The 26,355-nt window shown below is 60.7% G+C and carries 26 protein-coding genes; 11 read left to right on the forward strand and 15 right to left on the reverse strand.

The window, feature by feature from the left end:
• Positions 1–66 precede the first annotated feature (66 nt).
• The 5 genes from QF010_RS31190 to QF010_RS31210 form a co-directional block, all read right to left on the reverse strand.
• A complete protein-coding gene (locus QF010_RS31190) occupies positions 67–1,497 on the reverse strand; it encodes a cbb3-type cytochrome c oxidase subunit I (RefSeq protein WP_033062195.1) in 1,431 nt (476 codons plus the stop codon).
• A 3-nt stretch (positions 1,498–1,500) separates the two neighbouring features.
• A complete protein-coding gene (locus QF010_RS31195; RefSeq protein WP_033062194.1) occupies positions 1,501–1,941 on the reverse strand; it encodes a c-type cytochrome in 441 nt (146 codons plus the stop codon).
• A gap of 277 nt (positions 1,942–2,218) precedes the next feature.
• On the reverse strand, positions 2,219–2,476 hold the full coding sequence (locus QF010_RS31200) for a cytochrome C oxidase subunit IV family protein (RefSeq protein ID WP_429534600.1): 258 nt from the start codon (positions 2,474–2,476) through the stop codon (positions 2,219–2,221).
• A gap of 10 nt (positions 2,477–2,486) precedes the next feature.
• Complete coding sequence (locus tag QF010_RS31205) at positions 2,487–3,074, reverse strand: cytochrome c oxidase subunit 3 family protein (RefSeq protein WP_429534601.1); 588 nt, start codon at positions 3,072–3,074, stop codon at positions 2,487–2,489.
• Positions 3,058–3,861, reverse strand: a complete 804-nt coding sequence (locus QF010_RS31210) for a CbbQ/NirQ/NorQ/GpvN family protein (protein ID WP_046052673.1) — start codon at positions 3,859–3,861, stop codon at positions 3,058–3,060. The genes QF010_RS31205 and QF010_RS31210 overlap by 17 nt, the downstream gene beginning before the upstream one ends.
• A 199-nt stretch (positions 3,862–4,060) precedes the next feature.
• On the opposite strand from QF010_RS31210, the gene QF010_RS31215 reads away from it, so the two are divergent.
• The 11 genes from QF010_RS31215 to QF010_RS31265 all read left to right on the forward strand — a co-directional run bounded on the left by QF010_RS31215 (position 4,061) and on the right by QF010_RS31265 (position 13,288).
• On the forward strand, positions 4,061–5,749 hold the full coding sequence (locus QF010_RS31215) for a nitrite reductase (RefSeq protein ID WP_033062189.1): 1,689 nt from the start codon (positions 4,061–4,063) through the stop codon (positions 5,747–5,749).
• A gap of 24 nt (positions 5,750–5,773) precedes the next feature.
• Positions 5,774–6,088, forward strand: a complete 315-nt coding sequence (locus tag QF010_RS31220) for a c-type cytochrome (protein ID WP_033062188.1) — start codon at positions 5,774–5,776, stop codon at positions 6,086–6,088.
• Positions 6,089–6,104: 16 nt separating this feature from the next.
• On the forward strand, positions 6,105–6,431 hold the full coding sequence (locus QF010_RS31225) for a c-type cytochrome (RefSeq protein ID WP_429534602.1): 327 nt from the start codon (positions 6,105–6,107) through the stop codon (positions 6,429–6,431).
• A complete protein-coding gene (locus tag QF010_RS31230; RefSeq protein WP_429534603.1) occupies positions 6,428–7,606 on the forward strand; it encodes a cytochrome D1 domain-containing protein in 1,179 nt (392 codons plus the stop codon). Before QF010_RS31225 ends, QF010_RS31230 begins: the two co-directional genes overlap by 4 nt.
• A gap of 1 nt (position 7,607) precedes the next feature.
• Positions 7,608–8,066 carry an Lrp/AsnC family transcriptional regulator gene (locus tag QF010_RS31235; RefSeq protein WP_033062184.1) on the forward strand — a complete coding sequence of 153 codons (459 nt, stop codon included), beginning with the start codon at positions 7,608–7,610 and terminating at the stop codon, positions 8,064–8,066.
• The gene (gene ahbB / locus QF010_RS31240; RefSeq protein WP_033062182.1) at positions 8,063–8,578 is read left to right on the forward strand and encodes a siroheme decarboxylase subunit beta; all 516 of its coding nucleotides are present in this window, start codon (positions 8,063–8,065) and stop codon (positions 8,576–8,578) included. Before QF010_RS31235 ends, ahbB (QF010_RS31240) begins: the two co-directional genes overlap by 4 nt.
• A complete protein-coding gene (locus tag QF010_RS31245; RefSeq protein WP_033062181.1) occupies positions 8,571–9,014 on the forward strand; it encodes an Lrp/AsnC family transcriptional regulator in 444 nt (147 codons plus the stop codon). The genes ahbB (QF010_RS31240) and QF010_RS31245 overlap by 8 nt, the downstream gene beginning before the upstream one ends.
• Positions 8,989–9,504, forward strand: coding sequence for a siroheme decarboxylase subunit beta (gene ahbB, locus QF010_RS31250; RefSeq protein ID WP_033062180.1), 516 nt, complete (start codon positions 8,989–8,991; stop codon positions 9,502–9,504). The genes QF010_RS31245 and ahbB (QF010_RS31250) overlap by 26 nt, the downstream gene beginning before the upstream one ends.
• A 205-nt stretch (positions 9,505–9,709) precedes the next feature.
• Positions 9,710–10,888, forward strand: coding sequence for a heme d1 biosynthesis radical SAM protein NirJ (gene nirJ, locus QF010_RS31255; RefSeq protein ID WP_429534604.1), 1,179 nt, complete (start codon positions 9,710–9,712; stop codon positions 10,886–10,888).
• A 70-nt stretch (positions 10,889–10,958) separates the two neighbouring features.
• Positions 10,959–11,798: a uroporphyrinogen-III C-methyltransferase gene (cobA, locus tag QF010_RS31260; RefSeq protein WP_033062177.1), complete on the forward strand. Its 840-nt coding sequence runs from the start codon at positions 10,959–10,961 to the stop codon at positions 11,796–11,798.
• Positions 11,795–13,288, forward strand: coding sequence for a cytochrome D1 domain-containing protein (locus QF010_RS31265; protein WP_429534605.1), 1,494 nt, complete (start codon positions 11,795–11,797; stop codon positions 13,286–13,288). The genes cobA and QF010_RS31265 overlap by 4 nt, the downstream gene beginning before the upstream one ends.
• 517 nt (positions 13,289–13,805) lie before the next feature.
• On the opposite strand, the gene QF010_RS31270 is transcribed toward QF010_RS31265, so the two are convergent.
• From QF010_RS31270 to QF010_RS31315, 10 genes are all read right to left on the reverse strand, one after another.
• Complete coding sequence (locus QF010_RS31270) at positions 13,806–14,549, reverse strand: SDR family NAD(P)-dependent oxidoreductase (protein ID WP_429534606.1); 744 nt, start codon at positions 14,547–14,549, stop codon at positions 13,806–13,808.
• A 110-nt stretch (positions 14,550–14,659) separates the two neighbouring features.
• Positions 14,660–15,163 (reverse strand): nitrous oxide reductase accessory protein NosL, encoded by a 504-nt coding sequence (locus QF010_RS31275; protein ID WP_429534607.1) that lies wholly within the window; start codon positions 15,161–15,163, stop codon positions 14,660–14,662.
• Between the two features lie 33 nt (positions 15,164–15,196).
• On the reverse strand, positions 15,197–16,027 hold the full coding sequence (locus tag QF010_RS31280) for an ABC transporter permease (protein ID WP_429534608.1): 831 nt from the start codon (positions 16,025–16,027) through the stop codon (positions 15,197–15,199).
• Entirely contained in the window at positions 16,024–16,947 is a 924-nt protein-coding gene (locus QF010_RS31285; protein WP_429509695.1) for an ABC transporter ATP-binding protein, read from the reverse strand. Before QF010_RS31285 ends, QF010_RS31280 begins: the two co-directional genes overlap by 4 nt.
• Positions 16,944–18,233 (reverse strand): nitrous oxide reductase family maturation protein NosD, encoded by a 1,290-nt coding sequence (locus tag QF010_RS31290; RefSeq protein ID WP_429534609.1) that lies wholly within the window; start codon positions 18,231–18,233, stop codon positions 16,944–16,946. Before QF010_RS31290 ends, QF010_RS31285 begins: the two co-directional genes overlap by 4 nt.
• 27 nt (positions 18,234–18,260) lie before the next feature.
• Entirely contained in the window at positions 18,261–20,183 is a 1,923-nt protein-coding gene (gene nosZ, locus QF010_RS31295; RefSeq protein WP_419866213.1) for a TAT-dependent nitrous-oxide reductase, read from the reverse strand.
• Between the two features lie 53 nt (positions 20,184–20,236).
• The gene (gene nosR / locus QF010_RS31300; protein WP_033062168.1) at positions 20,237–22,450 is read right to left on the reverse strand and encodes a transcriptional regulator NosR; all 2,214 of its coding nucleotides are present in this window, start codon (positions 22,448–22,450) and stop codon (positions 20,237–20,239) included.
• 248 nt (positions 22,451–22,698) lie between these two features.
• Positions 22,699–24,087 carry an oxygen-independent coproporphyrinogen III oxidase gene (gene hemN, locus QF010_RS31305; protein WP_429534610.1) on the reverse strand — a complete coding sequence of 463 codons (1,389 nt, stop codon included), beginning with the start codon at positions 24,085–24,087 and terminating at the stop codon, positions 22,699–22,701.
• A gap of 22 nt (positions 24,088–24,109) precedes the next feature.
• Entirely contained in the window at positions 24,110–25,459 is a 1,350-nt protein-coding gene (locus QF010_RS31310; protein ID WP_429534611.1) for an oxygen-independent coproporphyrinogen III oxidase, read from the reverse strand.
• A 116-nt stretch (positions 25,460–25,575) separates the two neighbouring features.
• Entirely contained in the window at positions 25,576–26,019 is a 444-nt protein-coding gene (locus QF010_RS31315) for a CopD family copper resistance protein (RefSeq protein WP_046046915.1), read from the reverse strand.
• Positions 26,020–26,355 lie beyond the last annotated feature (336 nt).

The raw sequence follows: 26,355 nt of genomic DNA on the forward strand, positions 1-26,355 counted from the left end.
TCTGAAAACCAATGTGAAACGGCCCGCTGTACCAGCCGGGCCGTCCTCCTTCAGGTGGTTATTGACTCACGAACGAACAGCGGATGCGGCAGTTGCAGTCATCCCCACTGGCACCCGCCGCTTGAAGCTGGACAGGTAGCAGAGCAGCCCTGCGAAGAAACCGAGACCGGCGCCCAGACGGGCCCAGAACAGCACTTGCAGATGTTCGACCGTGGCCATGAACGGTAACGCGACGCCATCCACCGGCCAGCGTTGCAGGTAGATCTGCACGGCACCGGCAGCGGTGAGCAGCAGCGTGATCATGACCATCGACAGGGTCATCAACCAGAAGCCCCAGATCTCGAGTTGCTGCGAACGCTCGTCCGCTGCTTCGCCGAGCCCGCGCAGTTTCGGCATGGCATAGCTGATCAAGGTCATCACGATCATCGCGTAGGCACCGTAGAAGGCCAGGTGACCGTGAGCCGCCGTCAACTGCGAACCATGGGTGTAGAAGTTGACCGGTGCCAGGGTATGCAGGAAGCCCCAGACGCCAGCGCCGAAGAAAGCGGTGACCGTGGTGCCCTTGGCCCACAGCGTGGCCGCGCGGTTCGGGTGGTCCCGCCGACGGTTCTTGACCATGCTGAAGGCGAATATCACCATCGCCAGGAAGGGTAGCGGCTCGAGTGCCGAGAAGATTGAACCCACCCACAACCAGACCTCAGGTGCACCAATCCAGAAGAAGTGGTGACCGGTACCGATGATCCCCGTTATCAGCGCCATGGCGATGATCACGTAGAGCCATTTCTCCACGACCTCCCGGTCCACACCGGTGATCTTGATCAGGACGAAGGCCAGCATCGAACCCATGATCAGTTCCCACACGCCTTCTACCCAAAGATGCACCACCCACCACCAGTAGAACTTGTCGCGGGCGAGGTTGCCGGGGTTGTAGAAGGAGAACAGGAAGAACACCGCAAGCCCGATCAGCCCGGTCATCATGACCATACTGACGGTGGTCTTGCGCCCTTTGAGCAAGGTCATGCCGATGTTGTAGAGAAAGCCCAGGCAGACCACCACAATGCCCATCTTGGAGATGGTCGGCTGCTCCAGGAACTCCCGACCCATGGTCGGCAGCAGCTCGTTGTGGGTCAGCCTGGCCAGGCCGGCATAAGGCACCAGCAGGTAACCGAGGATCGTCAGCACGCCAGCGGCGGCGAATACCCAGAACAGGATGATCGCCAGCTTCGGACTGTGCAGCTCGCGGTCGGCCTCTTCCGGAATCAGGTAGTAGGCAGCCCCCATGAAGCCGAACAATATCCAGACGATCAGCAGGTTGGTGTGCACCATCCGCGCCACGTTGAAGGGGATGATCGGGAACAGAAAGTCTCCGATCACGTATTGCAGGCCCATGATCAAACCGAACACTATCTGACCGAGAAACAGGATCAGAGCAAACACGAAGTACGGTTTGGCCACAGATTGCGAGGCGAATTTCAGATGCGGATTTGCAATGCTCATCTCTTAGCCCTCCTTGTTTGGCGGCCAGCCATTGGTGTTGATTTTCGAGCTCCATTTGAGGAACTCGGCGATGTCATCCACCTCCTGGTCACTCAACTTGAACTGAGGCATCGCGCGCCGACCCGGTACGCCCAGTGGCTGCATTTTCATCCAGGCATGCAGGAAGGGTTTGAAGCCCGCCTCTCCGCCGCGCCGCTGGAACACGTTGCCCAGCTCAGGCGCGAAGTAGGCGCCCTCGCCCAACAGCGTGTGGCAGCCGATGCAATTGTTTTGCTCCCAGACCAACTTGCCGCGCACCACTGATTCGGTTAGCTGCGCTTCATTGCTGCGCTCTGGAAAGGTCTGTTCCGTGTGATAGGTCAAAGCCAGGAATATCAGGAAGAAGAAGATGCTTCCCCCGAAGTAGATGTTCCTGGCCATGCCTTTGGTGAAGGTGTCTGACATGGTCGCTTCCTCTTTGCTAGGCCCGTCCATCATAGGAAGCGAAGGGTCAAAACCTGCTTGATGGCGATCAAGAAAGGCAGATGGTTTGGGTCGGGTATTCCACGTAAGCCAAACTCGGTCCGTGTAGCAGCTGGCAAAGCCTGCGTTCGGCTGCGCAGCAGTCGTGAAGTCAGACGCCGCGGTGTTTCAGATTGACCAAGGTGGCAGGATTTACGACTGCTGCGCCCGAGCGCGGACCGAGCCGAACGCAGGCTTCGCCTGCTGCTACAGGGATCGGTTAACGGAACAAAATCAGCGTCAGCCCCACAACGCTCGCCACCACCAGCGCCCAGCTCAACATCAAGCGGCGCCACAGTCGCGGTGCGTGGCGCATCTCCATGAAGCCATCGGTGATCAGCCAGGCCTTGCCGACTGCCACCAGCAAGATGGCAATCGACAGCAGCGATGTCGCGCCAACGTGGGCCAGCACCACGGTGCAGACGCTTAGCGTCGCAAGCGCTGCCCAACAGACGAGCAAAACCCTGGGAACAGTCATGAGAACCTCGTCAACTCAGCACGTAGACCAGCGGAAACAGCATGACCCAGATCAGATCGACCATGTGCCAATACAACACGCCGGATTCAAACCCGCTGCACGTATTGGCGTCATACAGGCCACGGCGACAGCGCTCGGCCAGCCATCCGAGAATGACCATGCCGAGCACTACGTGGAGAAAATGAAAACCGGTGAGAATCCAGTACAACGTGAAAAACGTGTTGTGCTCCATGCCCAGCCCCGAGGCCAGCAAGTGCCGGTATTCCGTGACTTTCAGCACCACGTAGACACTGGCGGCGAGCAACGCCATCAGCAGGAAGACGGCGCCATGGCGGGACCGTGAGCGCCTGACCTGCTCCTGCGCCAGCGCGGCGAACAGCCCCGCGGTGAGCAGGCTCAGGGTCATCGCCAACCCGGTGGAGGTGTTCAGCAACAGACGGCTTTCGCTGAACATCTGCGGCTTGAGCGCCTGGGTCATGGCGAATGTCAGGATCAGGATGGCGAACACCGACAGCTCGGCCAGAATGAAAAACCACATCGCCAGATCGCCCGGCAAATGACGTTTCGAGACGCCCGGGGACTCAGCCGAAGTGGACATCAACCACGTCCATCAGCGCGGCAACGGTCAGCGGATCGTCGCTCAGCGGTTCGGCCAGGCAGGCCATGCAGGCCTCACGCGGGCTCATGCCGGAGCCGATCATCCGCGCGGTAAAAATCAGCAGTCGCGTTGAGGCGACCTCCTCCAGGTCATGTTGATCGAGCCGGCGCAGCGCCTGCCCCAGCCGCACCACTTGCGCCGCCAGCGCGCTGTCCACCTGAGCCTCCCGGGCAACGATGCGCTCCTCATCGGCCACCGGCGGATAGCCGAAGCGCATCGCCACAAAGCGTTGGCGGGTGCTGGGTTTCATGCCCTTGAGCAGGTTCTGGTAGCCGGGGTTGTAGGACACCACCAGCATGAAGGACGGCGGCGCCTTCAGCACTTCGCCGGTGCGTTCCAGGAACAACTCCCGACGATCATCAGCCAGTGGATGCAACACCACCACTGTGTCCTGACGCGCCTCGACCACTTCGTCGAGGTAACAGATGCCGCCTTCACGCACCGCACGGGTCAGCGGTCCGTCCTGCCACCAGGTGCCCTGGGCACCGATCAGGTGACGGCCGATCAGGTCGGCCGCGCTCAGGTCGTCATGGCAAGCCACGGTGTACAGCGGCAGTTTCAGCCGATGGGCCATGTGCTGGACGAAACGGGTCTTGCCGCACCCCGTCGGGCCTTTGATCAGTACCGGCATGCCGTGTCGCCAGGCTTGTTCGAACAGCGCTTCCTCATTATTCAGCGGTTGGTAGAAGGGTTCGATCGGGTGTTCGCAAGACTGGGTACGGTCCATGGGGTGCCTGTTCCAAAAGCGGATTCAAGGAACACGCTACGGGCCCCTGCGACAACCTGGCAAGTGAGATGGCCGGCAAACTTGATCGTCGTCAAGCGAACATTGGCCTGCTCGGGCATAGCCTTGCACGGCACTAAGAACCTGCGTTCTGCGCTGCCGTTTCAGCACATCGCAAAGGTCTTGCCTGAGGAGAAATGGAATGCTGATCAGCAACAGAAAAACGTTTGCCCTGACCCTCGCCACATTGTGTTCGTCACTGGCCCTGGCGGTGAGTCATGCCGCCAGCGCTGAAGAGCCCGCCGCCGCGGCCATCCCGCCCATGGTCAAAACCGCCGGCGCTCCCGACATGAGCCAGGACGAGTTCGACTCATCCAAGGAAATCTACTTCCAGCGCTGCGCAGGCTGCCACGGTGTTCTGCGCAAAGGCGCGACCGGCAAACCGTTGACACAGGACATCACCCAGAGCCGCGGACAACCGTATCTGGAGGCCTTGATTACCTACGGCTCACCAGCGGGCATGCCGAACTGGGGGACCTCCAATGCGCTGACCAAGGATCAGATCACGTCAATGGCCAAGTTCATTCAGCACACGCCGCCGACGCCACCGGAATGGGGCATGGCCGAGACGCTGAAAACCTGGAAAGTACTGGTCAAACCCGAGGACCGTCCGAAGAAGCAACTGAGCAAACTCAACCTGCCGAACCTGTTTTCGGTGACGTTGCGCGATGACGGCAAGATTGCCCTGATCGACGGTGACAGCAAGAAGATCGTCAAGCTGATCGAGACCGGTTATGCCGTGCACATCTCGCGGATCTCGGCTTCGGGCCGCTATCTGCTGGTGATTGGTCGAGACGCGCGGATCGACATGATCGACCTGTGGCCGGTGGAGCCGACCAAGGTCGCCGAAGTCAAAGTGGGCATCGAGGCGCGCTCGGTCGAGACCTCCAAGTTCAAAGGCTACGAAGACAAATACACCATCGCAGGTTCTTATTGGCCGCCACAATTCACCATCATGGATGGCGAAACCCTGGAGCCGAAGCAGATCGTTTCGACCCGCGGCATGACCGTCGACAAGCAGGAATATCACCCGGAACCACGGGTCGCGGCGATCATCGCCTCCCACGAATGGCCGGAGTTCATCGTCAACGTCAAGGAAACCGGCAAGGTCATGCTGGTCAACTACCAGGACATCAAAAACCTCACTGTCACCTACATCGACGCCGCGCCCTTCCTGCATGACGGCGGTTGGGACAGCACGCACCGCTACTTCATGACCGCCGCCAACAACTCCAACAAGGTCGCCGTGATCGACTCCAAGGAGCGCAAGTTGACCGCGCTGGTGGACGTCGGCAAAACCCCTCACCCAGGTCGCGGCGCCAACTTCAATCACCCGATCTACGGCCCGGTCTGGGCCACCAGCCACCTGGGTGATGACGGCATCTCGCTGATCGGCACCGACCCGACCAAACACCCGCAATACGCCTGGAAGCAGGTCGGCTCGCTCAAGGGCCAGGGCGGCGGTTCGCTGTTTATCAAAACCCATCCCAAGTCTCATCACCTGTACGTCGACACCACCCTCAACCCGGACGCCAAGCTCAGCCAGTCGGTGGCGGTGTTCGACATCGACAAGCTCGACGCCGGCTACACCGTGCTGCCCATCGCTGAATACGCCGGCATCAAGCAAGGCGCCATGCGCGTTGTGCAGCCGGAATACAACAAGGCCGGCGATGAAGTCTGGTTCTCCGTCTGGAGTGGTCAGGCCGACGAATCGGCGCTGGTGGTGATCGACGACAAAACACTGAAGCTCAAGTCAGTCATCAAGGACAAACGACTGATCACACCCACCGGGAAGTTCAATGTCTACAACACCCAACACGACATCTATTGAGCTCCATCAATGCAAGGAAACACCATGAAAAATACTCTGTTCTCACTGTTCGCCCTGACCGCTGCGCTGAGTGTGCAGCCGGCCATGGCCCAAGACGCGCTGGAGCTGTTCAAGAGCAAACCCTGCGCAGCCTGCCACTCCGTCGACACCAAGATTGTCGGCCCGGCGCTCAAGGATGTAGCGGCCAAGAACGCTGGCGTACCTGGGGCCGTGGACACCCTGGCCGGCCACATCAAGAACGGCACACAAGGCAATTGGGGCCCGATGCCAATGCCGGCCAACCCGGTGACTGAAGAAGAAGCGAAAATTCTCGCGACCTGGGTACTGACACTCAAATAACCGACTGGAGGGCGCCATGATGGTTTATCGACACGCTGTGATTCTGGCGGCCCTCCTCCTCATTTGCGCAACTGCGGTTGCGGCACCTGACGCCCCGCGTCAGGTGCAACTCGAACACCTGCTGACCCAGGACTGCGGCGCCTGCCATGGGCTGCACCTGACCGGCGGGCTGGGCCCGGAACTGACGCGCGCAGCGCTGGCCGGCAAGTCACGGGACAGCCTGATTGCCACCGTCACCCAAGGCCGGCCCGGCACCGCGATGCCCGGTTGGGCCCCGTTGCTCAGCCCCGACGACATCCATTGGCTGGTCGATCTTCTTCTCCAGGGATATCCCGCACTATGATCCGTTCATTCCTGCTGTCAGCGGCGACCGGGCTGCTGTTGTCCGCTTGCGTTCAGCCACCGTTGCGTGGCACCGGCGACTTGGGCGTGGTCGTGGAGCGCGCCACCGGTAGCGTACAAATCATCGAAAGCGACACCCACACCGCGCTGGCCCGACTCAAGGGTTTAGGCGACCTGTCCCATGCCTCAGTGGTGTTCTCGCGGGATCAGCGCTACGCCTATGTGTTCGGGCGCGACGGCGGGTTGAGCAAAATCGATTTGCTGACCCGGCGTATCGATCATCGCGTCATCCAGGGCGGCAACAGCATTGGTGGCGCCATTAGTCAGGACGGCAAGTTGATCGCGGTGTCGAACTACGTGCCCGGCGGGGTCAAGGTGTTCGATGCCGACACCTTGCAACAGGTGGCCGATATTCCGGCCACATCCCTGGCCGATGGCAGCAAGCGCTCCCGGGTGGTCGGTCTGGTTGACGCGCCGGGGCAACGTTTTGTCTTCAGTCTGTTCGATACCGGCGAGATCTGGACCGCCGATTTCAGTCAGGGCAGCACACCGCAGATCAACCGTTTCACCGGCATCGGTGAGCAACCCTACGACGCCCTGATAACGCCCGATGGGCGCTATTACATGGCCGGCCTGTTTGGTGAAGACGGCATGGCGCAACTCGACCTCTGGCATCCGGAGCGTGGTGTGCAGCGGGTACTCGGCGATTACGGACGCGGCCAGGCGAAACTCCCGGTCTACAAGATGCCGCACCTGGAAGGCTGGGCCGTCGCCGACAACCAGGCCTTCGTGCCCGCTGTCGGCCGTCATCAAGTGCTGGTGATGGACTCGCGCACTTGGCAGCAGACCGCTGTGATCCCGGTGGCCGGTCAACCGGTGTTCGTCACCTCGCGTCCGGACGGTCGGCAGCTATGGGTCAATTTCGCCTACCCGGACAATGATCGGGTTCAGGTCATCGACACCGAAACCCATGCCGTGGTCGCGGATCTGAAGCCGGGGCTGGCGGTGCTGCACATGGAATTCACCGCACGCGGCGACCAGTTGTGGCTGTCGTTACGCGACGGCGATCAGGTTCAAGTCTGGGATCCGTACCGCCTGAAGCTGCTGAGCACCCTGCCAGCCTCCGCGCCGAGCGGCATCTTCTTCAGCAGTCGCGCGCAGAAAATGGGGTATTGAAATGAACCTTGAGCAGCTCAGCCGCCAACTCATCGACCGCTTCCAGCACGGCATGCCGTTGTGCCCGTCACCGTACAAGGAGATGGCGCGGATTCTCGGGTGCCGCGAATCGCAAGTAATGGCCTGCCTGGAAGAAATGGATCAGGCCGGCACCCTCTCACGCATCGGCCCGGTGTTCGAACACAGCCGCGCCGGGGCCAGCACCCTCGCCGCCCTCGCCGTGCCCGCCGACCGCCTGCAACAGGTGGCCGATCGCGTCAGTCAGTACCCGGAGGTTAATCACAATTACGCGCGGGAGCATTTCTACAACCTCTGGTTTGTGCTGACCGCTCCTGATCGCCAACACATCGATCGTGTGCTCAAGGAACTGGAGAACGACACCGGTCTCATGCCGCTGGACCTGCCGATGTTGACCGCCTACCGCATCGACCTCGGTTTTGCCCTGGGAGACAACTCATGACATCTGGATTGAGCCCCCAACAAGCGCTGGCGCTGCGCCGGCACCTCGAAGGCGGATTGCCGCTGGTAGCACGTCCCTATCAGGAACTCGCCGAACGGATAAACACCGACGAAAACCAGGTGCTCGAGCAAATGCGCCAGTGGAGCGAGCAAGGGCTGTTCCGCCGTATCGGCCTGGTGCTGCACCATCGCGCGCTGGGTTTTACCGCCAACGCCATGCTGGTGCTGGATATTCCCGATGCGCTGATCGACGAAGTCGGCCAGCGCCTGGGGCGAGCGCCCGGCATTAACCTCTGCTATCAACGACCCCGGCGATTGCCGCAGTGGCGGTACAACCTGTTTTGCATGGTGCACGGGCGTCAACGTGAACAGGTGGAGGCGCAGATCCAGGCGTTGCTGGAAGAACATCTGCTGAGCGACCTGCCCCATCAATTGCTGTTCAGCACCCAGGTCTTCAAGCAGTGCGGCGGACGCTTTGCGCCCTCGCGCACAGGAGCACCGACCCATGGATGACCTCGACCGTCGCCTGATCAACCGCTTGCAACTGGGCATGCCGCTGGTGCGTCACCCTTGGCGGGTATTGGCGGCCGAACTGGAGACCAGTAGCACTGAACTACTCGGCCGACTGCATACCCTGCTCGATGACGGAATGCTCACGCGCTTCGGCCCGATGTTTGACATCGAACGCCTGGGCGGCGCCTTCACCCTCGCCGCGCTGGCGGTCCCGGAAGACCGTTTTGAAGAGGTCGCCGAGCAACTGCAAGGCATGCCTGAAGTGGCGCACAACTATCGACGCGAGCACGCCTGGAACATGTGGTTCGTACTCGCCTGCGCAACTGAGCATGACCTGAGCGAAGCCCTGCACCGCATCGAAACCCTGACCGGCCTGCCGCTGCTCAACCTGCCCAAAGAGGAGACCTACCATGTCGGTCTGTATTTCCCGGCCTGAAGACACCCTTATCCAGCGCCTGATCGTGTTGACCCAGGCCGGTCTGCCTTTGCTGGACGACCCGTGGGCGTGGCTCGCCGAACAGCTGGGGCTGAACATCGAAGCCACCCTCGATCTGCTCAAGCGCTTGCAAGCCGAGGGCGCGATTCGGCGGATCGCCGCTGTGCCCAATCACTACCGACTGGGCTATCGCCACAACGGCATGACGGTCTGGGATGTGCGCGACACCGACATGCCGCGTCTCGGCGCACTGATCGGCGCGCAACCCTTCGTCAGCCACTGCTATCGCCGCCCGCGCCGAAACGACTGGCGCTACAACCTGTTCGCCATGGTGCATGGCCGCAGCAGCGATGAAATCAACAGCTACCGCGAGCACCTGCGCTACTTGCTGGGCGACGCCTGTGGGGCCGACGAAATGCTGGTGAGCAGCCGCATCCTGAAAAAAACCGGATTGCGTTTAAAGCCGGCCAGTTCAACGCCCCCCTTGTAGCAGCTGTCGAGCTTGCGAGGCTGCGTTCGGCTGCGCAGCAGTCGTAAAACCTGTGTGCGAGATTTATCTGAAACACCGTATCGCCTGATTTCACGACTGCTTCGCAGCCGAACGCAGCCTCGCAAGCTCGACAGCTGCTACGGGCATCAGGCTTGCGTATGCCTATGGCTTCGCGCTGAACACGCTCTGACTGAAGGAGAGTTACATGTTGAGGATCAGCCAATACCTGCGTGCGCTGGCCGGCCAGGCGCCTGCCCCCAGAACCAGTCCTCCGGGCAGCAATCGGGCGCCGGTGGTGATCTGGAACCTGCTCAGGCGCTGCAACCTGACCTGCAAACACTGCTACGCCACCTCGGCCGACAGTGTCTTTCGCGACGAACTGGATACGGCCGCGGCGCTGACCGTGATCGACGATCTGCACGATGCCGGCGTCAAGGTGTTGATTCTCTCCGGTGGCGAACCGCTGTTGCGCGAGGACTTGTTTGTGCTCAGCGCCTACGCCCGGACCAAGGGTTTCTTTGTCGCCTTGTCCACCAACGGCACGCTGATCGATGAGCAGAACATCGCGCAGATCAGCGCAGCGAACTTCGACTACGTCGGGATCAGCATCGATGGCCTGGAAGCCACCCATGACGCCTTCCGCCAACTCAAGGGCAGCTTCGGCCGTTCCATGCAGGCGATCCGGCTCTGTCGCGAACAGGGCATTCGCGTCGGGCTGCGCACCACCCTGACCCAGGAAAACCACCCACAGTTGCCCCAACTGCTGGCGCTGATGCGCGAGTACGACGTGCAAAAGTTTTACCTGTCGCACCTCAACTACAGCGGTCGCGGCAAACGCAGTCGCAAACTCGATGCGCACCAGCAGATGAGCCGGGAGGCCATGACGCTGATCTTCGAGCGCGCCTGGGAAGACATCCAACAAGGCCGCGACAGCGATTTTGTCAGCGGCAACAACGATGCCGACGCCATTCTCTTGCTGCAATGGGCAAGCCTTCGTCTGCCCGAGCATTACCCTCGCCTGGAAAAAATGCTCCGCGCCTGGGGCGGCAACGCATCGGGCAGCGGCATTGCCAACATCGACAACACCGGCGAAGTGCATCCGGACACCTACTGGTGGCAGCACTCGGTGGGCAATGTCCGCCGCACGCCGTTCCGCACGTTGTGGCTGGATCAGCCGGATGCCCTGCTGTTGCGCTTGCGTGAACATCCCCGCGCCGTCGGCGGTCGTTGCGCGCAATGCCGCTGGTTGCCCATCTGCAACGGCAACACCCGCACCCGCGCCTGGGCCGAGGGTGATTTGTGGGGCCAGGACCCCGGCTGCCACCTCAGCGATGACGAAATCGGTGTCGCGCCGTCAACGACCATCCCTTGCATCACCCACTGAATAGTCCGCACGGCCAACCACCTGACAAAGGCTGGGGCCGGTCAACCTGATGAAGCACCAAGGACGTCCCATGCCTCCATCGATTGCTATACCGGCCACACTTGAGTCCCCGTTCCGGCCGGGCGAAGTTGCCTTGGTCGGCGCCGGCCCCGGCGATCCACGCCTGCTGACCCTGCGCGCCTGGAGCCTGTTGATGCAGGCCGACGCCGTGGTGTACGACCGGCTGATCAGCCCCGAACTGCTGACCTTGATCCCCCTCACCTGCGCCCGCCATTACGTCGGCAAGGCCAGCGGCTGCCACAGCCTGCCCCAGGAACAGATCAACGAACTGCTGGCCGACCTCGCCGATCAAGGGCAGCGCGTGGTCCGGCTCAAGGGCGGCGACCCATTCATTTTTGGTCGCGGCGCCGAAGAGCTGGAATACCTGCTGCAACGCGGTGTTGATTGCCAGGTAGTACCGGGGATCACCGCCGCGTCCGGCTGCAGCGCTTACGCGGGCATACCGTTGACCCACCGCGACCTGGTCAATTCCTGCCGGTTTATCACTGGCCATTTGCAACGCGATGGCGAGTTGTCGCTGCCCTGGAGCAGCCTTGCCGACAGTAGCCAGACCTTGGTGTTTTACATGGGCTTGTCGAACCTGGGGATCATCGCTCAGCGCTTGATCGAAGCCGGACTGTCAGCCGATACGCCGGCGGCGCTGATCAGCAACGGCACGCGTCCCGACCAGCACGTCGCCCGCGGCAAGCTGCACCAATTACCAACCCTGGCGCTGGATTGTCCACCGGGCATTCCGACACTGACGGTGATCGGCACGGTGGTCGATCTGTTCGCTGCAGAACAGCTGGAATACCCGGCACGGCTTTACCCGGCGCAAGCACTGCAACGCCACGCCAAGGTGGCGATATGAGGCGCATCGTCCTTGCCCACCTGTTATGGATCAGTGCGGCCCAGGCCGGCGCAGCGGTTCCGGCGCCTGAACACGCCGCGCAAAACTATCAGCAGCATTGCCAGCGCTGCCATGGCGCCAATCGGTTCGGCGGCGCGGGCCCGGCGTTGTTGCCGGAGAGTCTCAGCCGGATCAAACCCAATGAAATCCGCAGCGTGATTCAGAACGGCCGCCCCGCGAGCCAGATGGCCGGCTATGCCAACGTCTTCAGCCCCGCGCAGATCGACGCGCTGGTGGACTACCTTCAGCAACCGCCCGCCACCCCGCCCACCTGGAGCAATGACGACATTCTCGGCAGTCACTCGATGCTCGCGGACCTCAGCAAGCTGCCCACCACGCCCCAGCATGGCGCCGACCCGTTGAACCTGTTCGTGGTGGTGGAAGCCGGCGACCATCACATCGACATCCTCGACGGTGACCGCTTTGAGGTGCTGGCGCGGTTTGCTTCGCACTTTGCCGTGCACGGCGGGCCGAAGTTCTCGCCGGATGGGCGCTTCGTCTACTTCGCCTCCCGTGACGGCTGGATCAGCCTGTATGACTTGCACAACCTGAAACTGATCGCCGAGGTCCGCGCCGGTCTCAACACCCGCAACCTGGCGGTGAGCAAGGATGGACGCTGGGTGCTGGTGGGCAACTATTTGCCCGGCAATGTGGTGGTGCTCGATGCCCGCGATCTGTCGCTGGTCAAAACCATTCCCACGATCGGGCAGGACGGCACCGCGTCACGGGTCAGCGCGGTCTACTCCGCCCCGCCGCGCGACAGCTTCATCGTGGCGCTCAAGGACGTGAAGGAAGTCTGGGAACTGTCCTGGGCCGGCACACCGGATTTCGAACCACGGCGGATTCCTGCCGGGGATGTTCTCGATGACTTCTCTTTTTCACCGGACTACAAACAGCTGCTGGCCACGTCGCGCAAAGCCCAGGGCGGTCAGGTGATCGACCTCGACAGCGGCAAGGTAATCACCGACATACCGCTGCCGGGCATGCCGCATTTAGGTTCGGGGACCTACTGGAAACGCAACGGTGAGTGGGTGTTCGCCACACCGAATATCAGCAAGGGGCTGATCTCGGTCATCGACTTCAAGACCTGGAAACTGATCAAGGAAATCCCGACCCTGGGGCCGGGTTTCTTCATGCGCAGTCACGTCAATTCGCGGTATGCCTGGAGCGACGTGTTCTTCGGGCCCGACAACGATGCGATCCACCTGATCGACAAACAGACGCTGGAGATTGCCCACACCTTGCGTCCGATGCCCGGCAAAACCGCCGCTCATGTTGAGTTCACCCGGGATGGCCGTTACTTGCTGCTGAGCATTTGGGACACCGACGGTGCGCTGATCGTCTACGACAGCAACACCCTCAAGGAGATCAAACGCATTCCGATGAACAAGCCTTCGGGCAAGTACAACGTGGGGAACAAGATTGAGTTTGCCGAGGGGACTTCGCACTAAGTCTCCTGCCCTGACGCACATCCCTGTAGCAGCTGCCGAAGGCTGCGTTCGGCTGCGAAGCAGACGCAAAATCAGACGCTGCGGTGTGTCAGGTTTACCGAGGAGGCAGGATTCACGACTGCTGCGCAGCCGAACGCAGCCTTCGGCAGCGGCTACAGACTGCGTAGTGGCTTCAGCTCAAGGTGTGATGATCGTTCCCGGCGGGACCTGTTGCTTTGCTTTGGCTTTGGCTTTGGCTTGTGATCTCGATCTGCCCCGTCGGAAGGCCGAGCGCAGGTTCTGCGCAGTGGGCAACCCGGCATGGATGCCGGGTTAGCCGCCCCCGGCCATGGATGGCCGATGGCGGCGGGCCCACGGAGCAGGACCGGAGCGAGGGCATGCCGAGCCTGGGCGAGGCACCGTACGTCAGGGGCAAAAGCGTTTGGTTACTTGGCGCTCTTCCAAGTGACCCGCCGTAAGGGCGGAACCAATACCAGCCGTTACCGCAGCAACGGATATGTACTCCAAACGTAAAAATTCAGCCCAACGTGTAACCGTTATCGACCTTCCAGTCCTGACCATAGACACCCCGAGCCCCCTGCGACAACTGAAAAACAATCACATTGGCCACCGCCGCCGCATCGAGAAAATGACCGGGCAACAGACGTTTACCAAGGGTGTCCGCAACGTCGCCGAGCTCCCCCTCGCTCAACCCCAGGTTGTCCCACATCGAAGTCGCTGTCGGTCCCGGAGAAACCAGATTGATCCGCACATCAAAACTCGCAAACTCCACCGCCAGCGTCCGCGCCTGAGCCGCCAGCGCAGCCTTACTGGCAATGCACGCAGCCAACCCGGGGAAGCTCGACCCCGTCAGGAAACTCCCGACAAACACCACCGAAGCAGGGTTCGCCAGTTCACCCCGCAACGCCGCCAGCGTATTCAACGCCCCGGCACCGTTGACCGCCCACTGACGCTGAAAGGCCTGCATATCCAGGCTGTCAGCCATTTCGGCAATCCCCGCATTGGGCACCAGATAATCCACCGGGCCCATCGCCGCCGCGCGCTCGGCCAGCTCGCGCAGGTCTTGCTGACTCGTGACATCCCCGGCAAACCACTGCAATCGCTCGCCGTAGATCTGCTGCAACGCCGGCAGTTCACCCAAGGTCCGTGACATCGCCAGCACCTTGACCCCGCGTGGTAACAACGCGGCGCACAGCGCCAGGCCAATCCCGGAGCTGGCACCCGTGACCACCGCCAAACGATCCTGAAACTCGGTTTTCATCATTCACTCCTGGGCATCACGGATGCCAAGCACTGGGGACATAGCGAGCCCCTATCTTTGAACAGGAGAAGAAAAAACGACTTGACGGCGATCAGATTTTTTCGACGTTGTTAGTGCTGTTGCAACAGCGCCGGAGTGATCTCGCTGAAGCGCAGCAAGCGACCACCCTGTTCAGCGGCAAGCTTTTCAGCAGCCTCGCGACTGGAGAACGACGCCAGCACCACACCCATGGCGCCTTTGAGTTGGGTGCCGACCACATAGAACGCGTCTCTGGCATCGATCAGGTGGGCGTCATCCGGCGCGTTCCAAGGGCTGCGGCCCATGTCGTGGACATACAGTTTTGCATCGCCTTGATGATTTTCCGGCTGCAACCACCAACCGATCATTTCCGCCGTAGAGCAGAATTTCTTGACCCCGGCCCGTTCGACCACTTCGCCCTTGGGCCCGGGAAATCCGTTGATGATCATCCCGCAGACATGGCATTCATCACTGGGATGAAAGGCTGTGGCGGCGCTGCTATAGGTGGCTTGCGCCGGGTTGTCACAGGCCGTCAGCAACAGGCACATCATCAGGCCCGCCACCGCGCGCATCGTCGTCAGATAAAAGGTGTTCATCGTCAACTGCTCCAAAACTATCAAAGTGGAAATTCATGTCGCCCGGCGACGAAACAACAGCCAGGCCGAGCCCAATGGCACCACCACCCACAGCAACAGGCACAGCCAGAGCATCGAACCCGGCATCGGTAAATCGCTGCCCAGCGTCAACACACCCGTGGTACCGGCGCCGGGCTCAAAACCGGAGAGGTTGATCAGGCGGTAGATGTCGGCCGGATTGAGCAGCAGCAACCAGGGCAGCACTTTCGGGTTGAACTGCCCTTCGCTGAGCACCAACAGCGCCAGCAGTGCCAGGTCGAACACCAGCACGAAGAAGAACCACACGCCCAGCGCCAGCCCAGCCGCCGTGGACTTCTCAGCGGACACACTGCTCAGCACATAGGCCAGCCCCAGAAACCCCCAGCCCAGCAGCGTCGACGACGCCATGAACCGGCCAAAAGCCCAGAGCAGCAAGCTCAGTTCGACATCGTCCACCAGCACGGCGATGGCCAGCATCGCGCAGCCGAAACCAATCAGTGTCGCCAGCGCCAGGATCAACCCGTGGCCGACAAACTTGCCGAGCAGAATCTGCCCGCGACCCAACGGGTACGTCAGCAACAACAGCAACGTGCCGCTTTCGTCCTCGCCGACGATGGCGTCATAGGCCAACAGCAACGCAATCAACGGCATCAAAAACGTTGCCAGACTGGCGAGGCTGGCGATGGTGGCCGGCACCGAGGTGAAACCCAACTGCCCGGAGGCCGCGGCGCCCAGCCAGGCGATGCCGATGGCCAACACCGCGAACAGCACACTGATCGCCAACAACCAGCGATTGCGCAAACCGTCGCTGAATTCCTTGCGGGCCATGTTCCAGACAGCGTTCATACGGCCTCCCCGATCGGCGCCGCACCGGCCCGGCTCATGTAGTAGCGGTAAATGTCTTCCAGCGACGGCTGATGGATTTCCACGTCGGCCGGTTCGTCTTCATTGAGCAGTTGGCGCAACAGTCCGAGCTTGCTGCCATTGATCGCGGCCACTTCAAGCCCTTCGACGCCCCAGCGCTCGGTAACGTGCCCGGCGTTGTTCCAGCGTTGCTGCAAGGGCCCGGCGTGCTTGAGGCCGTTGGCGCGAATCAGCGTCGGCAACCCGGCTTCCTCACGCAGACTGTGGAGACTGCCGAGGGCCAGCAGGCGACCTTGGGTCAGAATCGCTGCACGATTGATGTGCGCTTCGACGCCCGGCAATACGTGGGAGCAGAGAATGATGCTGGTGCCCTGGCTGCGCAGGCGATCTAGCAAGCGATAAAGGTCCTGGGTGGCGATGGGATCGAGGCCGACGGTCGGCTCGTCTAGCAGCAACAAACGCGGCTCACCGAGCAGTGCTTGCGCCAGCCCCAATCGTTGACGCATGCCTTTGGAGTAGGTCTTGACCCGCCGATGCGCCACACCGGCCAGGCCGACTTCCTCCAGCAGTGCGTCCACTTGAGCGGACGCGGCGCCTTTGAGTCGTGCGAAATGGCGCAAGGTCTCAACACCGCTCAGTTGCGGGTAAAACGTCACGTTCTCCGGCAGATACCCGAGCAGGCGCCGCACGTGGGGATCGCTGGGCAAACGGCCGAACACCCTGACCTGCCCTTCGCTGGGCTGGAGCAGGCCAAGCACCAGTTTCATGCTGGTGGTCTTGCCCGCACCGTTGTGCCCGAACAAACCCAGCACTTCACCTTCCGCCAGGCTGAGGTTGAGCTGATGCAACACGGTGGTATGCCCATAGCGCTGGCTGACGCCTTCAATGTCGATGACGTTCATGAGGTGGGCTCCTGGGTCAGGGTTTGAGTGGATGACTTCATCAGTGGATGGCTGTCCAGCACCCCCGGCGATTTCATCACCGGAAAGGCCCGTTGCACCCAACGCAGCAACTCGATCCCTGGGCTGTTCATCAACAGCCGCACCTGCGGGTACAGCCACAGCAAACGGTCGACGTTGTCATTGGGTTCATAGGCGATATCGCCGAGGCCATCGTTGTTACGGTCCCAGCCCAGGTAATCGCTCCAGTAATTACCCCGGCCATCCGCCGACCATTCCTGCAGGCGGGTGGCGACGTACTTGACCTGCCGCTGGTTGCCGACAAACGCGTTGTCGGCGATGCGGTTGTCTTCCGAGCCGGCGGTGAGATGGATCCCCACGGCGCTGTGCTCGAAGTGGTTGTGTTCAATGCTGTTGAACAGCGAGTTGTAGATGAACAGCGCCTTGCCCTCGGCGCCGCTGATCATGGTGTCGCCGGTCGAGCCGTCGCGCACGTCAGTGACGAAGTTGTCACGCAAGGTTGAATAGGTGATGTAGTTCATCAGGATCCCGTAGTTCTGATCCTGTTCGGAGCGATTGCCGATCACCGTGAGCTTGCGGCTTTGCATCAAGGCGTATCCGGTACGGGTGCGTCGGGTGGTGTTGCCGATCAACTGGTTATCGTTGGCGAACATGTAATGCACGCCGTAGCGCAGGTCTTCCAGGGTGTTGCCCTGCAGCAGGTTGCCGTTGGAGGTGTCGATGTAGATGCCATCGCGGGTGTCGCGGACCTGGTTGCCAATCACCTTGGCGCCGTGCACCGCATACAGATGAATGCCGTTGCCGCGATCTTGCGAGCGCATCGTCGGATCACCCTGGATGCGGTTGTCGATCAGGCTCACATCCTGCGTACCGTCGACCCAGATTCCGAAGCCCATACCCTGCAGGCGATTGCCTTTAATGACCGCGCCATGGGCCTTGGGCTGGATAAACACCGCTGCATTCATGGCCGTGAGGTCGTGCCCCCAGTCCAGAAAGGTGCAGCCCTCGATGCCGACATCCGGCGCACCGATGATCAAGCCGTTGCCCTGCCCCTCGCCCTGAAATACCGCGCCCGGCTCGCAGACAATTTGCATCGGCTGATCGACGCTGAACGAGCCACGGTATTCCCCCGCCGGCAGGTGCCAGCGTTGCTCGGCGTCCACCGTCAACGGCAACGTGGTGATGGGTTGCACCGCCAGCGCGCTGCCGGACATCAGCAGGAGCGCAAACGCAATGACCTTTACCGGGTTTCCCTTGCTATCAGTCATTGCTTGGCTCCTGTCGATGGGCAACGGTCAGGCCTTCTCGACCTTCATGCGGCCGACCATTTCCATGTGCAGCGCATGGCAGAACCAGCTGCAGTAGTACCAATGCAGGCCAGCCTTGTCGGCGATGAAGGTGATCGATGAGGTCTGCTGCGGGCTGATCTCCATGCTCACGCCATGGTTGGTCATCACGAAGCCGTGGGTCACGTCTTCAATCTGGTCGATGTTGGTGATGGTCACCGTGACCTCGTTGCCCTGTTTGACGGTGAACTCCGGCAGGCCGTAGGCCGGGGCCATCGAGGTCATGTAGACGCGCACTTTGTTGCCGTCGCGGATGACCTTGTTGTCGGTCTCCAGTTTGATCCCGTCCTTGGCGGCGATCGCCACGGTTTCGGCGAAAAACGGGTCGTTGCGGTCCCAGATTTTCTTGGTCTTGATCTGGTCGCGGCGGGCCATGACGCAGTCGTGGGGTTCAGCGAAGGCCGGGCCGTCGTGCACCAGTTTCATTTCCTCGCCGGAGATGTCGATCAACTGATCGTTTTCCGGGTGCAGCGGGCCGGTCGGCAGGAAGCGGTCTTTGGAGAATTTGCTCAGGACCATCAGCCATTGGCCGTCGGCCTCGCGGGTTTCGGTCAGCGATGCATGGTTGTGGCCCGGTTGGTACTGCACATCGAGTTTCTGCTTGATGTAGTTGACCTTCTCGCCGGTGTAAGCGCGAACGGCCTCCTCCACGTTCCATTTCACCACCTGGCTGTCGATAAACAGCGTGGTGTAGGCATTGCCGCGGCCGTCGTAAGTGGTGTGCAGCGGACCCAGACCCAGTTCCGGCTCGCCGACCACCGCGTCACGCGGGTCCTTGAGTTTGTCGTCGAACAGATCATCCAGCTTGGCGGTGGCGATGATCGTGCAGGTAGGCGAGAGTTTGCCGGCGGCAATGAAGTACTTGCCATCGGGCGTCATATTGATCCCGTGGGGGTTCTTCGGCACCGGGATGTAACGGGTGAATGTGCTGTCCTTGCCCTCGGTTTTTCGACCGTCGACCACCGGCACTTTCGAGCCATCCAGGGTGATGAATTTGCCGGCCTTGATCGCCGCTTCGATGCGCTCGATGTTGAACACCACCACCCAGTCGCGCTCATTGCGCATCATGCCGCCCAGGTCGTAGGCCTTCTCCGAGTTGTAGCAGGTCGAAGCGGCATATTTGCCGGTGTAGTCGGCATCGGTGTTGTCCAGGTTACCGTCGACGATGACCTGGAAGGCCATCTCCATTTTCTCGGCATCGATGGCGTTGAACATCGTGTAGCTGTTCTTGTCTTGCAGGTCGAAAGTGCTGCCGTCATTGGGGTGCGGGATGACGAATTCGGCGTTGGCGAATACGTACTTGGTGTGCGGCACTTTTTGCAGGCGCAGCCCGTGAACGGCCTGCACATTGGGCACGGTGAGCATCTTGTCGCACTTCATGATGTCCAGACGGATACGCGCAACCCGGCTGTTGGCCTTGTCATTGATGAACAGGTATTTGCCGTCGTACTTGCCATCAGTCATCGACAAATGCGGGTGGTGGCAGTCGCCATTCCGGAAATGCGCGCTGTCGCCCATGATCCGTTTGCTTTCGTTGGTCAGGCCCCATCCGGTGGCGGAGTCGACGTTGAACACCGGAACACGCAGCAACTCGCGCATCGACGGAATGCCCATGATCCGCACTTCACCCTGATGGCCGCCACTCCAGAAACCGTAGTACTGGTCCAGTTCGCCCGGCCCGACGTGGGTTTTCAGTTGCGCGTCCTTGGCCGCTGCCGCCCAGGTCTCACGGGTGAACACCGCGCCACCAAGGGCCGTGGCGCCAGCCAGTACCGCGCCGGTCACCGCGCTGGTGCCGAGGAAACCGCGGCGGCTGAGGCCGGACGATTCCGGCACTTCAGCTACTTTTTTGGATTCTGTGTCGTTCATCAGGTGTTTTCCTTGAAGGGATAAAAACGGTCACTGCGGACAGGCGCTCGCGGGGTTTATTCCAGAGCGGTCACTTCCACGACAGGTATCAGTTGCACAGCAGCGGGTGCCGCTTTGCCGCGCTTCTTGCGCTTGTTGATCAGCGGCGGGCATTTGTTGTCGTTCTGGTACGTCATCTGGCAATCGAGGCAGTAGTGGCACTCGTTGGCGTTGATCCGGCCATCGGGATGAATCGCCTGAATCTCGCATTCCTTGGCGCACAGTTGGCAAGGCGTGCCGCAGTCCTTGCGGCGTTTGAGCCAGTCGAACAGGCGAAATTTGCTCGGAATCGCCAGCGCCGCACCCAACGGGCAGATGTAGCGGCAATAGACTTTGCGCGTGAAGAGGTTGATGACCAGCAGCGCCACCGCGTAGAGCACGAACCACCACTGGCGGTCGAACCTGAGGGTGATGGCGGTCTTGAACGGCTCCACCTCGGCGAACAGCTCGGCGGTGGACATCGACTCCAGGGAGATGCCGAACAGCAGCAGCAAAATGATGTATTTGATCGCCCACAGCCGTTCATGCACGGCGAACGGCAGTTCGTATTGAGGGATTTTCAACTTGCGCGCGGCCTCGTTGATCAACTCTTGCAAGGCGCCAAACGGGCACAGCCAGCCGCAGAACACACCGCGGCCCCACAGCAGGATGCTGGCGGCGGCGAAGACCCAGAGCATGAAGATCAGCGGATCGGTGAGAAACAGCTCCCAGCGAAAGTGATCGAACAGCGCATGGGCGAAGGTCAGGACATTGACCACTGACAACTGCCCCAGCGCGTACCAGCCGATAAACACCACGGTAAAGACCAGGTAACCGCGACGCAGCCAGTGCAGAAAACGCGGCCGGCGGGTGAACGTGTCTTGCAGGAACAGGATGGCCGTCAGCAGCAGCAACGCGGTGCCGAGTACGGCAATCTGGAAGTGTTTCTGGTACCAGATGTTCAACCACATTGGCCGGTTGGCTTCCTCGGTGGCGGCCAGTTCTTCGGCGCTGGGCAGTGGCCGTTCAAGGTAGGGTTCGGGCAATTGATAGGCCAGTTCGAAGCTGCTGAACGTGCCACTGAGCGGGCCGGTCTGACGACGCACCAGCAACTCGAGGGACCAGGGCGATCCCGGATCAAACTTCGCCGGTTCGCGCACAATGAAAATCGACATCTCAGTGAATTCCGGCATGCCCTTGGCGAATACGTCTGAGAGCCGCTGATGGTCCATGTCGCGAAAACTGATGACGTTGCCGAACTGACGCAATTGCACCCGATCGAAAATCCCGCCGCGCACGTACCCAGAGCCTTTATAGGAAAACAGCCCACGACCCAGCACCGCGATGGCCTGCTCGCCGGGCTTGAGGTCTTGCATGAGGAAGCGATATTGGTTGTCGCCCAACAGCGCGCGGCCGATGGTCGGCGGATTCAGGTCGGCGGTGTACAGCTCGATAAAGGTCTCATCAACCTGATCGGCGCTGGCGTTGTCGACGCCTTCGGCATCGGTGCCCTTGAAGGCTGCGTCGACTTGCCCACGGGTCAGGTTCAAGCGGCGGATGGCGCCGTTGCCGGTCAGTTGTTCCCAGGTGGCGGGCTCGAAAAAGTCCTGGCGCACGGTGGCGGGCTTACGCACCACACCGCCCGTGTCCTCGATCAGCTTCAGCGACACGGCCACATCGTGGGCCGCGCGCATGATGACCTCGTTGACCACCATCGCCGTGACCGTTGCACCGGCGATGGCATCGACGGTGACCGCATTTGGATCACTGGAATGGCCGACGACAACCCGTTGGCTGACCTTGATGCCTTTGTATTTGGCGCTGAAGCCGTGAAGTTTTGCCTCAGGAATGCCAATCAGCAGAATCGGCTCGTGGTGTTCCAGCACATAGGCATCCTGAATCATGCCGGTCGTGTCGAGAATCACCTGGGTGTTGATCGGTTTGCCCGAGTAGGCCGGAATATCCACCACGTCCAGGCTCTGGAACACATAACCGATGACCTTGCCGGCGGCGGACAGCGTGCGCACCTTGAACCGGCCTTCGGGGGCAGAAACGGAATCGGTCTGAGGGAAGGTTTTTTCGATGCGCTGCTGCTCGATGTCACCGTATTGCTTGGCCTGCGCGCCTTCGAAGGTGGCGAGCATCAACATCAGCAGAACCACCAGCCCGACGCCCCAGGCGCGCAGGTTGGCGTGTATCGAAGGCTGATGGATTGTCATGGGCTCGCTGATTTCGAAAGGGCTTTCAGTCATGTTAGGGAGCGTTGCGCCCCCTGCCCTTGATTGAGATCAACTTAAGAACTCAGCCCCGGAAAACAGGCTCCCGCCCTTTCAGCCGCAACGCAAACCTGTTAGCAGCTGGCGAAGCCTGCGTTCGGCTGCGTAGCAGTCGTGAAATCAGAGTTCACGGTGTATCAGGAAAACCGTGCAAGTCGGATTTACGACTGCTGCGCAGCCGAACGCAGGCTTCGCCAGCTGCTACAAAGAGTGTGTTTTGCCTCTCAGACTGTGCGTGAAAACTGGCCTTTTTGTTCACCACCCAGATAGGCGTCAAACGCCATCGCAGCACTGCGCATCATCAAATGCCCTTGTGGCAACAGCACCAGTTCGTCGCGGTGAATCTGCAGCAATCCATCGCGCACATGCTCGCCCAGCTGCGCCAGCGCTTCGGCAAAATACTCGGTGAAGCGAATGCCATGCCGCGTCTCATACTTGTCGAACGCGATACGGCCATGGCACATCAGGTCGCTGATCACCTCGCGGCGCAGCAGGTCGTCGGCGTTCAAGCGGTAACCGCGATGCACCGGCAACAACCCTTGATCGATACGCGCGTAGTACTGCGAAAGCTCCTTGACACTTTGGCTGTAGCTGTCGCCGACCTTGCCGATCGACGACACCCCAAGGCCGATCAAATCGCAATCGGCATGGGTGGAATAGCCCTGAAAGTTACGCTGTAGCGTGCCATTGGCCCGGGCCAGCGCCAGCTCGTCATCCGGCAAAGCGAAATGATCCATGCCGATATAGACGTAACCGGCCTCGGTCAGACGGCGGATGGTCAGCTCGAGCAGTTCCAGCTTGCGCTCCGGTGGCGGCATGTCGGCGGGGCGAATCAGCCGTTGCGCGCGGACCATCTCCGGCAGATGCGCGTAGCTGTAGGCGGCAATCCGGTCCGGGCGCAGCGCGATGATCTTGCTGAGGGTAACGTCGAAACTCTGCACGGTTTGCAGGGGCAGACCGTAGATCAGGTCGACACTGATCGACTTGAATTGCGCCTCGCGCGCCGCCGCCACCAGCGCATAAATCTGCTCTTCACTTTGCTGGCGATTGACCGCTGCCTGTACGTCGGGGTCGAAATCCTGCACGCCGAAGCTCAGGCGATTGAAGCCCAACTGGCGCAACGACTGAATCTGCTCGGTGCTGATGGTGCGCGGGTCGACCTCGATGGAGAACTCATGGTCGTCGCTGTCATCCATGTTGAACGCCTGATGCAGGCAGTCCATCAGGTCCGCCAGTTGTTCGCTGGTCAAATAGGTCGGCGTGCCGCCCCCCAGGTGCAACTGCGTGAGTTTGCGGGTGTTGTCGAACAAGGCCGCCTGCATCGCGATTTCACGCTTGAGGTACTTCAGGTACTCGACGGCGCGATGGGTTTTCTGGGTAATGATTTTGTTGCAGGCGCAGTAGTAACAAAGGCTCTTGCAGAACGGAATGTGGATGTACACCGACAACGGTTTCGGCGCAGCCACCTGATTGCTGTCGCGGGCGGCACGCTGATAATCGTCGACGGCAAACGCCTGGTGAAACTGCGGCGCCGTGGGATAAGAGGTATAGCGCGGCCCCGGGCGGTCATACTTTTCGACCAGGGTGCGATTGAAATCAAATGTCGTGTTCATGATCGATCAACTCGCAATGGGGTTAATGCTTCGCACCGCCCAAATCCTTTTCAAACAGGTTGCAGATGGCATCCACTTCCGGCCGACCGGCGGGAAGGATGCTGATGAAACGGTCTGATAACTCGATCAACCCGTCCCGGCTCAATTGCTCCAGCAATGGCCAGACAGCGCAGAAGTACTTGGAAAAAACCAGCCCATAGCGCCGCTCGATGGCGCGGATATCCAGTTCCTGATCACAGGCCAGACGCTCCATGACCATTTGCCTGATCTGATCCCCCGCCTCGAAGCGCCAGCCTCGACACGTCGGCAATTGCTTCATGTCCAGTTGCTGTTGATAGCGTTCAATCTCGTCGGTGTTTTGCGTGTACAAATCGTCGATCTGGCTGATGGCGCCCAAACCGAATCCAACATGATCGCAATAACCGTGACGGGAGAAACCCTCACAGGTACGGCGCAACCGGCCGCGCTCCTGGGCGATCGCCAGATCATCATCAGGCCGGACAAATTGCCCCAGACCGATGTAGTGATAGCCCGCGCCAAGCAGTTGCTCGAAACAGATCTGGCGCATCGCGCCTTTATCGTCCTGGCTGCACAGCGCTCTGACTTTGTCACCGAGCACCGGCCGATAGCGCCGTGGTGGCCGGGCATAGTCGAACACCATCAGCCGGTCCGGCTCCAGCTCGATAATGGTCGCCAGCTTCAGCGCAAAACTGTCGGGCGTCTGCCAGGCATGGCCAAAACCGAGATCGACGTTGATGGATCGAAAGCCAAAGGTGCGCGCGGCATCCATGAGCGACTGGATCGGCGCCGGGTTCTGGTAGCAGGCCACCGACCTGTCACAGTCGGCATCGATATCCGGAACGCCGATGCTCACATGATTGAATCCCTGGTCGCGCAGCAAACGCATGGTCGACCAGTCGGTATGGTGAAGGTCGACTTCGACGCTGTAGTCGCCGCCTTCATGATTAAGAAAGTTGAACCGGCCACGCAGATGACTCATCAGCCGCTCCAGATGGGCAGGCGCAGGTGTTCCGCCCCCCAGATGAAACTGCTCGACCCGTTGCTCCGCACCCAGGTGACAACCGACGAGGTCGATTTCACGCTCCAGGCGCTGGAGGTACTGCTCGATACCGCTGTGCTCGCCGGCGACATCGCGCGGGGAACAGGAAGACGGCTTGAGGCTGGAAGGCAGCTGCACGTTCAGGGACAGCGGTCGGCACTTCTGGCGGCTGATGCGCAATGCACGAAGCAGGTCCAGTGAGCCAATACCGTCATGAAATTTTTGCGTGTCGGCATGACAGTTAGGGTCAAGCACGCCTTGATCGCACCGAGCGATCACGAACTCGCCGGGGTTGTGAAATAAATCGAGCATGACGGTCTCCGAGACTGGCTGCGGATTTACAGTCTCCGGGTTTAACCATCAATGCTCCTTGATTTGCGTCAAGCGCAAGCGAAGTGTCTGCACAACGGACCACCGGTCAGCCCCGATTACCACGTCAGGTAAAACATGCCCTTGGCCAGCAGCACGATCACGACCATGTGGCAGAACAGGCTGCCATGGATGAAGTGCAGGTATCGCGGGCTCATTCGGCCGCTTTTGAACAAAAACATGGCGCCGAGGAAATGCAGCAGCACGCTCACGGCCACTGCGATTTTCAACGCCAGCAATGTGCCGAACGACGAGGCCAGTGGTGAGGCAAGGGCTGGCAAGTAGCGCAACCAGACCATGCCGAGTCCCGCACCGAACAACACCAGCAGTACCCACGGCATCAGCGAGCGGGCCCGGCGACCGATGCCCTGCTCCACCAGCAGCATCACTCTGGCGGGTAGCTGTTTGCGGATGCTTTCCAGGAACAGGACTTCGAAGAACACCGTGCCGATGAAGATCAGCGCGGCAAACAGGTGCAAGGTCAGAATCAGCGGATAGATCATGGTGTTTTCGCCTTGAGTCAAGGCAACCCGCGCTACGGCGAACATTGGGGGTGAGCGCACTGGCTGTCGGTCTCTGGAGACTACAGAGCCTGCCTGGCTATGCGGTTGACACTGATCAAGAAAGCCGCAAAACACTCAAGCTTGTGTGCATATCCATTTCTGCGGTGATGGCTGCTGGCGGTTTCGCTCTTACAGCGAGTCACTTGGAAAAGCCCCAAGTAACCAAGGGCTCTTGCCCCTGTCGTTCGGTGCCTCGCCCAGGCTCGGCATGCCCTCGCTCCGGTCCTGCTCCGTGGGCCCGCCGCCATCGGCCATCCATGGCCGGGGGCGGCTAAC

The organism is Pseudomonas silensiensis (assembly GCF_050434865.1).
In the GTDB taxonomy this organism is placed as follows: Bacteria; Pseudomonadota; Gammaproteobacteria; order Pseudomonadales; family Pseudomonadaceae; genus Aquipseudomonas; species Aquipseudomonas fluorescens_W.

Bases quoted from the DNA above. Each gene is read 5' to 3' on its own strand.
- hemN (WP_429534610.1), bottom strand. From the start codon at position 24,087: ATGAACACGACATTTGATTTCAATCGCACCCTGGTCGAAAAGTATGAC.
- nirJ (WP_429534604.1), top strand. From the start codon at position 9,710: ATGTTGAGGATCAGCCAATACCTGCGTGCGCTGGCCGGCCAGGCGCCT.
- QF010_RS31210 (WP_046052673.1), bottom strand. From the start codon at position 3,861: ATGGACCGTACCCAGTCTTGCGAACACCCGATCGAACCCTTCTACCAA.
- QF010_RS31190 (WP_033062195.1), bottom strand. From the start codon at position 1,497: ATGAGCATTGCAAATCCGCATCTGAAATTCGCCTCGCAATCTGTGGCC.
- cobA (WP_033062177.1), top strand. From the start codon at position 10,959: ATGCCTCCATCGATTGCTATACCGGCCACACTTGAGTCCCCGTTCCGG.
- nosR (WP_033062168.1), bottom strand. From the start codon at position 22,450: ATGACTGAAAGCCCTTTCGAAATCAGCGAGCCCATGACAATCCATCAG.
- QF010_RS31235 (WP_033062184.1), top strand. From the start codon at position 7,608: ATGAACCTTGAGCAGCTCAGCCGCCAACTCATCGACCGCTTCCAGCAC.
- ahbB (WP_033062180.1), top strand. From the start codon at position 8,989: ATGTCGGTCTGTATTTCCCGGCCTGAAGACACCCTTATCCAGCGCCTG.
- QF010_RS31310 (WP_429534611.1), bottom strand. From the start codon at position 25,459: ATGCTCGATTTATTTCACAACCCCGGCGAGTTCGTGATCGCTCGGTGC.
- QF010_RS31245 (WP_033062181.1), top strand. From the start codon at position 8,571: ATGGATGACCTCGACCGTCGCCTGATCAACCGCTTGCAACTGGGCATG.
- QF010_RS31270 (WP_429534606.1), bottom strand. From the start codon at position 14,549: ATGAAAACCGAGTTTCAGGATCGTTTGGCGGTGGTCACGGGTGCCAGC.
- QF010_RS31215 (WP_033062189.1), top strand. From the start codon at position 4,061: ATGCTGATCAGCAACAGAAAAACGTTTGCCCTGACCCTCGCCACATTG.
- QF010_RS31280 (WP_429534608.1), bottom strand. From the start codon at position 16,027: ATGAACGCTGTCTGGAACATGGCCCGCAAGGAATTCAGCGACGGTTTG.
- ahbB (WP_033062182.1), top strand. From the start codon at position 8,063: ATGACATCTGGATTGAGCCCCCAACAAGCGCTGGCGCTGCGCCGGCAC.
- QF010_RS31205 (WP_429534601.1), bottom strand. From the start codon at position 3,074: ATGTCCACTTCGGCTGAGTCCCCGGGCGTCTCGAAACGTCATTTGCCG.
- QF010_RS31200 (WP_429534600.1), bottom strand. From the start codon at position 2,476: ATGACTGTTCCCAGGGTTTTGCTCGTCTGTTGGGCAGCGCTTGCGACG.
- QF010_RS31290 (WP_429534609.1), bottom strand. From the start codon at position 18,233: ATGACTGATAGCAAGGGAAACCCGGTAAAGGTCATTGCGTTTGCGCTC.
- QF010_RS31220 (WP_033062188.1), top strand. From the start codon at position 5,774: ATGAAAAATACTCTGTTCTCACTGTTCGCCCTGACCGCTGCGCTGAGT.
- QF010_RS31275 (WP_429534607.1), bottom strand. From the start codon at position 15,163: ATGAACACCTTTTATCTGACGACGATGCGCGCGGTGGCGGGCCTGATG.
- QF010_RS31225 (WP_429534602.1), top strand. From the start codon at position 6,105: ATGATGGTTTATCGACACGCTGTGATTCTGGCGGCCCTCCTCCTCATT.
- QF010_RS31285 (WP_429509695.1), bottom strand. From the start codon at position 16,947: ATGAACGTCATCGACATTGAAGGCGTCAGCCAGCGCTATGGGCATACC.
- QF010_RS31265 (WP_429534605.1), top strand. From the start codon at position 11,795: ATGAGGCGCATCGTCCTTGCCCACCTGTTATGGATCAGTGCGGCCCAG.
- QF010_RS31195 (WP_033062194.1), bottom strand. From the start codon at position 1,941: ATGTCAGACACCTTCACCAAAGGCATGGCCAGGAACATCTACTTCGGG.
- QF010_RS31230 (WP_429534603.1), top strand. From the start codon at position 6,428: ATGATCCGTTCATTCCTGCTGTCAGCGGCGACCGGGCTGCTGTTGTCC.
- QF010_RS31315 (WP_046046915.1), bottom strand. From the start codon at position 26,019: ATGATCTATCCGCTGATTCTGACCTTGCACCTGTTTGCCGCGCTGATC.